Annotated in this window: 5 protein-coding genes; 2 read left to right on the top strand and 3 right to left on the bottom strand. The window is 65.0% G+C overall.

What is annotated here, in order from left to right; translation table 11 throughout:
* Positions 1–741: 741 nt before the first annotated feature.
* Positions 742–1,929, bottom strand: coding sequence for a DUF2778 domain-containing protein (locus tag ABXS05_RS17980; RefSeq protein WP_367624879.1), 1,188 nt, complete (start codon positions 1,927–1,929; stop codon positions 742–744).
* A gap of 415 nt (positions 1,930–2,344) precedes the next feature.
* The gene (locus ABXS05_RS17975) at positions 2,345–3,766 is read right to left on the bottom strand and encodes an aminotransferase-like domain-containing protein (RefSeq protein WP_367624878.1); all 1,422 of its coding nucleotides are present in this window, start codon (positions 3,764–3,766) and stop codon (positions 2,345–2,347) included.
* Between the two features lie 156 nt (positions 3,767–3,922).
* Between ABXS05_RS17975 and ABXS05_RS17970 the strand changes: the two genes are divergently transcribed.
* Both ABXS05_RS17970 and ABXS05_RS17965 read left to right on the top strand, forming a co-directional pair.
* Positions 3,923–4,342: a DUF983 domain-containing protein gene (locus tag ABXS05_RS17970; protein ID WP_311944250.1), complete on the top strand. Its 420-nt coding sequence runs from the start codon at positions 3,923–3,925 to the stop codon at positions 4,340–4,342.
* 128 nt (positions 4,343–4,470) lie between these two features.
* Positions 4,471–5,379 (top strand): hypothetical protein, encoded by a 909-nt coding sequence (locus ABXS05_RS17965; protein ID WP_367624877.1) that lies wholly within the window; start codon positions 4,471–4,473, stop codon positions 5,377–5,379.
* 4 nt (positions 5,380–5,383) lie between these two features.
* Here the strand turns inward: ABXS05_RS17965 and ABXS05_RS17960 are convergent, their stop codons facing one another.
* A complete protein-coding gene (locus ABXS05_RS17960; RefSeq protein ID WP_311944252.1) occupies positions 5,384–6,841 on the bottom strand; it encodes a DHA2 family efflux MFS transporter permease subunit in 1,458 nt (485 codons plus the stop codon).
* Between the last annotated feature and the right edge of the window lie 303 nt (positions 6,842–7,144).

The raw sequence follows: 7,144 nt of genomic DNA, 5'->3' as shown, positions 1-7,144 counted from the left end.
TTCAGGGCGCTGCAAAGCTGGGGCAGCCGTGCCGATCGATGTGGAACTCAAGCCGGTTTCCTCCTTCACGCGTTCTTATTCGAATGCAATTCCCGGACCAGACGAGCGCGGGGCGACGCCACGATGGCCGGTCGGCCTATGCGGGGGATGGCCCGCATGCAAAACGGGTACTTGGCCTGCTGCTCATCGTCCGCGCGGGGGGCGCAGGCAAAGGCAAGCAGACATGGCCTAGCGAGTAGCGTGCCGCGGCGCGTTCAAGGGCCTGAGGCGAGAGAGTGCAGCGTTCCGGTCTCCCTTGGCCAGCATGCACTCGAAGAATTGATTTAGCTCTATTGATTGCAGCTATGATCCATCAGGATAGAAGCCCTTGGAAGTGGCTCCCGATCGGAAGGACTTCCGCGCCAGATGTGATAATGCCTGTGTAGCGCGGTGGGCAGGGGCTGCGAATATTGCGGTGCCGGCATCAATACGATGCGGCTACTCGGCCGGTGCAGCCAAGGCGCGAGCCGGATCTGCCAGATTGAATGACAAGCTGCGATCCTAAAGCAAAAAGTGATTACTCACGAGAGTCATCCCGGACGCACTGCAGCATGCAGCGATGCGGTGCAGATCCAGGATGACCAAAGGGTGAGTAATGAAAGCAAAAGCGTTCGGGCGCAAACACTTCCTTATCTGCGTGCTTTGGTTCGAAGTCGCTTCGCGATCGACGCTTGCCTTCCGTAGCAAAAGGCTTCGGCAGGCTCAGCGCCCGGACGCAAACCACCAGCGGCTCTTGTTGCGCGAGGCGATCTGGCTGCTCGCCTTGCCGTTCCCGGTGACGACCACCAGCCTGTTGACCTCGCCATTGCGATAGGCGCGCAGGAAGCGGGCATAGTCCTTGAAGGAGACGCAGCCATTCGAATCGCCGCGCGGCCCGAGCATGTAGGTATGCGCCAGCAGGCCGTCGCGGCCGAGCACGGTGCCCGATCCGTTGGCAGGGATCATGCGCAGGGCGGCAACGCCATGGAACAGGGCTTCGCGCGGCTTGAGGTCATAGGTCTGCGGCGGCGTGGCGCCCCGGTTCTTCACATGCACCGAGCCGGGATCGTCGAGATAGGGGCCGAGGCCGGAATGGGCTTCGAGACGCTCGCCACTGGGCAGATAGACCGTGCGGGCGGAGATATCGTAGATGGCGGTGCGATTGCCGGCCATCGGGCGCGACAGCGGAGGCTCGATGGCGGGCCGGTCGAGGGGGCGTGCCTCATCCGGGTCGATGGAGGCGAGGGCCGTCAGGGGGATGGCCGGCCGGGTGGGCGGCAGCGGGACCAGATCGGCCGGATCGTTCTCGGCCAGGCCAGCGCCGATTTGACCCTCGGCGATCTGGCCGCCGTCGAGGGGGCGGATCGGCGGCAGGGGTAGGGCTTCGGCTGCGGTATCAGGCACGCTGCCGGTGGCGACGACATCCGGGGCCGCCGCTTCTGCCGGCGGCGAGGGCAAGGCCGCGACCGTCTGCACGGAACGGATGACGGGGAGGGCCTCATGCGTGCCGTCGTCATCAGGGGCAAAGGCCATCAGGCTGGCGAGCATGGGGGCAGACGGGTGAACGCGGCCGTCTGCGGCTGGCAGGCGCACACCCTGCGCGATTTCGGGACCGGTGTTGTCGGTTGCCGGTTTGGGTGCGGCGGCGGCAACCTCATGTTCCACCGGCAGTGGCGCTGGCCGGAGCACGCTCGCCTGTACCAGGGCCTTGGGCGCAAAGGGATCCTCGGCGCGCAGATGCAGATGGGAAGGCTTGGAAGCGGAGACCATCGAAGGCGCTACCAGTGCGACCGCCGTCCAGGTCGCGGCAGCAGCCCCGAAGCACAGGCCCGCAAGCGCCATCCAGCCGGCGGTGTTCCGGCGAGGCCTGCGGCTTCGGACATAGCTGCCGGTGGGACGGGCGTGGGTCATGCTACTCGCTTCCGGGTGGCCAGGCGGCCTTGCGGCGCGAGGACCCCAAGACGCGTCGAACCAAAGAGCTAGAGCAAAAAAGCGTTCACGCCTGAACGCGCTTTGCTCTAGGGGTGGGTACTGTTTGCGGGTGGTTGCGAGGGGGAACGCCCAGCGCCGTCGATCCGCCGACCGACGCGCAAATCTTTGCCCAATCTTGGTAACCAAACCCTTTACGCACGGGCCCGGATTGTCCCGTTCGCGTAATTGCGCGGTTGGTTGGATGTGGAGAGCATGGGAGTATCAGCCTCACGGCTCTATCCGATGATCGAGCGGGGCTGACATCTCGCCGATCGGCGCATGCTTCGTTTCTACGATGTCAGCCGGAGGCTGACACTCCGCATGGATGTGCCTCTTCGTTCTAACACGCCCTCGGTCAGACGATTCCCGGCACGCCCTCCGGTGGTACCGAAAGCAGGGCTGCCAGCGTGTTGAGGCCTTGGCGCAGGGCCTCGTGGCTCGGTGCCGCACCGAGCGAGATGCGCAACGCCGGCGGCGGGGCGCCGACTGCGAAGGCAGCGCTGCCGACCAGGGCGAGCCCGGCTTTGCGGGCGACGGCGCTGAGATCGGCCCCGACCCAGGCCGTCGGCAAGCTCAGCCAGAGATGGTGCGCATCCGCGGCCGCGCGATAGGTGAAGCCATTCAGCGCCGTCGCGGCGATGGCCTGGCGTGCATGGTTCTCGCGCCGGATGGCGGACGTCAGGCGGGCCATGGTGCCGTCCTTGATCCAGGCGGTCGCCAGGCCGGACATCAACGGGGGCGCCATCAGATTGATGATCCGGGTCTGGGCCGTGATTTCGAGCGCCTCGGCCTGGCCCGGCGTGGCGACATAGGCCAACCTCAGGGCGGGCGTCGCGCATTTGGACAACGTGGCGACGTGCCAGCTTCGTTCGGGGGCAAGGGCTGCAAGCGGGGCCGGCGCGTGTTCGGGCAGCGCGCCATACGCATCGTCCTCGATGAAGGCGACATCGTACCTGCGGGCGATGGCGACCAAGGCCTGCCGCCGCTCGGCGGGCAAGGTCGCGGTGGTCGGGTTGTCGAGCGTCGGCACGCAATAGAGCGCTTTCGGCCGGTTGGCACGGCAGAGCGCTTCGAAATCGTCCGGCAGGAGGCCGTTCTGGTCGGTGCGCACCGCCGCTAGCCTCACACCGCAGCGAGCGGCCACCGAACGCAGACCGGGATAGGTGACCTCGGGCGCCGCCAGCACCGATCCCGGTTCGAGCAGGGCCGAAACCACGGCGAAGAGAGCCGCTTGCGAACCCGAAGTCACGACCAGCCGCTCCGGCGCCACCGGACCGAGGCGGGGCGCCAGGAAACGGGCGCCGGCTGCACGGTCGCCGGGAATGCCGGCATTGTCCTGGTAATGCAGCCGCGCCAACGCATGGGGGGAGGCAAGGACGGTGGCGATGCCTTCGGCGATCGCCTCGCGCAGGCCGGCTTCGGCCGGCTGGGGCGGCATGTTCATGCTCAGATCGATCAGGGCCGTCGCCTCGGCCGGGCGGTGCTCGTCGACGATGATCCGGGCAGGCACGGTCCGGGAGGGGCTGACGATGGTGCCGCGTTTGGTGTTGCCCTCCACCAGCCCGGCGCGCCGGACCTCGTTGAACGCTCGCGTCACCGTGGTGAGGTCGACGCCGAGTGCCTTGGCGAGCTGGCGCTGGGGCGGCAATTGCACGCCCGCTGCCAGGCGTCCCGAGCGGATGTCGGCCGACAGCGCCTGGGCGATGGCGAGATATTTGGGTGCATCGCGGGCCAGTTCGGCGGGGAGCCAGAATGCCGCAGGCGAATTGTCTTGCATTTGTATGCCTACAATAATACAAAGCGTGTGTTGATTGACCCAGAAAATCGCAAAATTCTTCGATTCCAGGTCGATCCCTTGATTCTTGATGGCAGGATAGTCACATTTGTATGGAAATTCAATCCATACATTCTGCCGGAACGAAGGAGCCCTTCGATGGAAGAACAATCGGCAGCCTCTCAATCGATCTGGCGCTGCGGTATGCGTGGCCGTTGCCCGCGCTGCGGACACGGCAAGCTCTTCAACGGCTTCCTGACGCTCGCTCCCAAATGTAATGCCTGTGGGCTCGATTACTCCTTTGCCGACCCGGCTGACGGCCCGGCCTTCTTCGTGATGATGACCATGGCCTTTCCGGCCACCGGCTTCGGCATGTGGATGGAACTGAGCTTCGAGCCGCCGCTTTGGGTGCATTTCGTCACCACTTTGCCCTTCCTGCTGCTCTCCTGCATTCCCATCCTGCGTCCGATCAAGGGCGTGCTGGTGGCGAGCCAGTACATCAACAAGGCGGAGGAGGGGCGCCTGGTGCCGCAGGACGAACCCTCCCATGAGCAGCCGCGCCTGGCCCGACAGAGCTGACGGGCGCGATTGCCTCAGCCGGTCGCAATGGGCCAGAATGGCGCTTCTTCCGGTGCAAACGCATTCGTGACCGAGCGCTTGGTTGCGCCGGTCTTGGGTTCGACACCTGAAACAGCGGGGCTCGCCTCATGTATTCGTCCTTCGCCGTTCCGGTGTCGCCGCGCGGTTTCCATGACCGGATCTATGCCGGCGAGATCGCTCGCTTCGGCGGGCTCTCGCCGATGCAGGCATTGGTAGCCTTCACCCGAGACCTGCTGGAAGAGGCCTTCCTTCCGCACCAGCCGCCCGAGATTCATCGCCATCTCGACCATGACCAGCAGGTCGAGGAATTTTCCAGGCTGCAGAAGGCATTTGTCCAATCCGCCGAGGTCAAGCGCCTGTGGAGCGAGGTTTTCGCGGTGCTCGGCCTCGATCCGGAAAAACTCGCGCGTGACCGGCTGCATCTTCGCTTCCAGCCCCACCAGCCGCCTGCAGCGAACCTGCCACGGGCGCGCAGCACCGCCACCATCGCCTTTCACCGCGACACCTGGGGCTCCAACCTCTATGCCCAGACCAATTGGTGGGCGCCGATCTATCCGATTACGGCCGGGCGCACCTTCGCGATCTATCCGGATCTGTGGACCCGGGCGGTGCCCAATACCAGCGCCTCCTTCGATCTGGAGGCCGTGCTGGCCCGCGCCAGGATCGCCGGCCGCCATGCCGTCGATGCCGACGATGCCATTCCGCATCTGAGCGGGGCCGTGGATGTCGGGGCCGTCGAACCGGTGGCGGTCGAGCCAGGCGAGGTGATCGCCTTCTCCAGCGCGCATGCCCATGCCGGCGTGCCCAACAGCACCGATTTCACGCGCATTTCGCTGGAGACGAGGACGCTGTGGATCGAGGATGTCGCGGCCGGACGCGGCGCCCCCAATGTCGACGGCGATGCGCCCTGGATGGCCCCCGGCTGGTTTAAGCGCGTCAGCGACGGTGCCAGGCTGACGGAACTCCTGGGCCTCAACGCCCTCGAGCCTTACCGGCGCGAAAGCCCGGTGGCCTGACGTCTCACGTCGCCTGTTCGGCCTCGTGCCGCTTGCGGTGGCCGCTCATCGAGGCCCCCGCATTGTAAGGTAGCTTGGCGTTCACCGGCGAAGCCAGCAGGGAGATCGCGGTGACGAACAGGAAGGCCATCGAGAAATCCGTCAGCGTAGCGTGCTCATGGCCCAGGACCAGCTTCGAGCCGGTCAGAGCGAGGGCGCCGGCGCAGATGCCGAAGGACAGCATCAACTGCTGGAAGGTGGTGTAGAAGCTGTTGGCCGAGGAGGTGCGCGTCGGCGGAATGTCGTCGTAGCAAACGGTGTTGTAGGCGGTGAACTGCAGCGACATCGAGAAACCGCAGACCAGCAGTACGGCGAAGATGGCCCAATGCGGCCAGTCGGGGCGGAACAGGGCGCAGGCCGCATAGAGCAGGCTGGAAAAGATGCTGTTCCAGATCAGCGTGGTGCGGAAGCCGAAGCGCTTGAGGATCGGCTTGGCCGCCGCCTTCATCAGCATGGAACCGCAGGCGGTGGCGAGGGTGAGCAGGCCGCTCTCCGCCGCCGACATGCCGAAGCCGATCTGCATCATGAGGGGCAGCAGAAAAGGCTGGGCGCCCTGGGTGATGCGCGAGAGCGAGCCGGCGACCAGCGAGATGCGGAAGGTGCGCACCCGCATCAGGCTGAGGTCGAGGATCGGGGCGAAGTCGCGCGGCTTGCGAGCATGGACGACATAGATCGCACCACTGACCAGGCCGATCACCAGGAGGGCGATGGCGAGCGGCGCCTCCTCGGCGCTGCCGCGGCTGGTCATTTCGAAGCCGAACAGCAGGCAAGCGAGCGAAATGCCGGAGAGCACGAATCCCTTCATGTCGAAGGGCTCGCGCTTGTCTTCCTTCATGTTGGGAATGAAGATCTGGGTCAGCACCAGGCCGAGCAGGCCGATCGGGATGTTGATGTAGAAGATCCAGCGCCAGTCGAGGAAGGTGACGATGAAACCGCCGACCGGCGGGCCGAGGATCGGGCCGATCAGCGCCGGCACCAGCAGCCAGCCCATGGCGGAGACGAGGTCCGACTTGTCGACGGTGCGCAGCAGCACCAGGCGGCCGACCGGCACCATCATCGCCCCGCCCGCGCCCTGCAGGAGCCGCGCGGCGACCAGGACGGGAAGAGTCGGCGCCCAAGCGCACAGGATCGAGCCCAGCATGAACACCGCGATGGCGATGGAAAACACGCTGCGGGCGCCATAGCGGTCGGCGATCTTGCCACTGGCGGGAATCAGCACGGCCAGGCTGAGCAGATAGGACGTCAGAGCGATGCTCATATGCGCAGGCGAGACGTCGAAGGATTTGGCCATGGTCGGCAGGGCTGTCGCCAGGATGGTGGCGTCGAGCTGTTCCATGAACATGGCGCTGGCAATGATCAGCGCGGTGGTTCTGAAATTGGGCCGTGCCATCCGGGGCATCAGGCCAGCGGTCACTTCGGACATTGGAGCAGGCAATTCATGACAAGGCCCGTCCCAAGGGGCGGGCCAGAATGGTGGCCGACTCGACGCCGGTCATGACGCTTGATTGGTTATAGGCACGCTTTTGTTCTGACGAAATGGCAAAAGTAGGGAGAGACAACATATAGTTTCGCATAGCTGAATCGCGCTGGGCGAGATGCAAGCCGGTTTGCAGGTCCGGCGCGTCGACGCCGCATATGCCGAAGACTTTATTCAGCGATATAAGATATTATCTAATTGGATCATACATCCCGGAAAAGAGCGGGATTCTTTCGAAATTTTTGCTGT

Source organism: Labrys neptuniae, from assembly GCF_040797145.1.
GTDB classification, from domain to species: domain Bacteria; phylum Pseudomonadota; class Alphaproteobacteria; order Rhizobiales; family Labraceae; genus Labrys; species Labrys neptuniae.
This window is presented reverse-complemented; position numbering and strand designations above follow the sequence as displayed.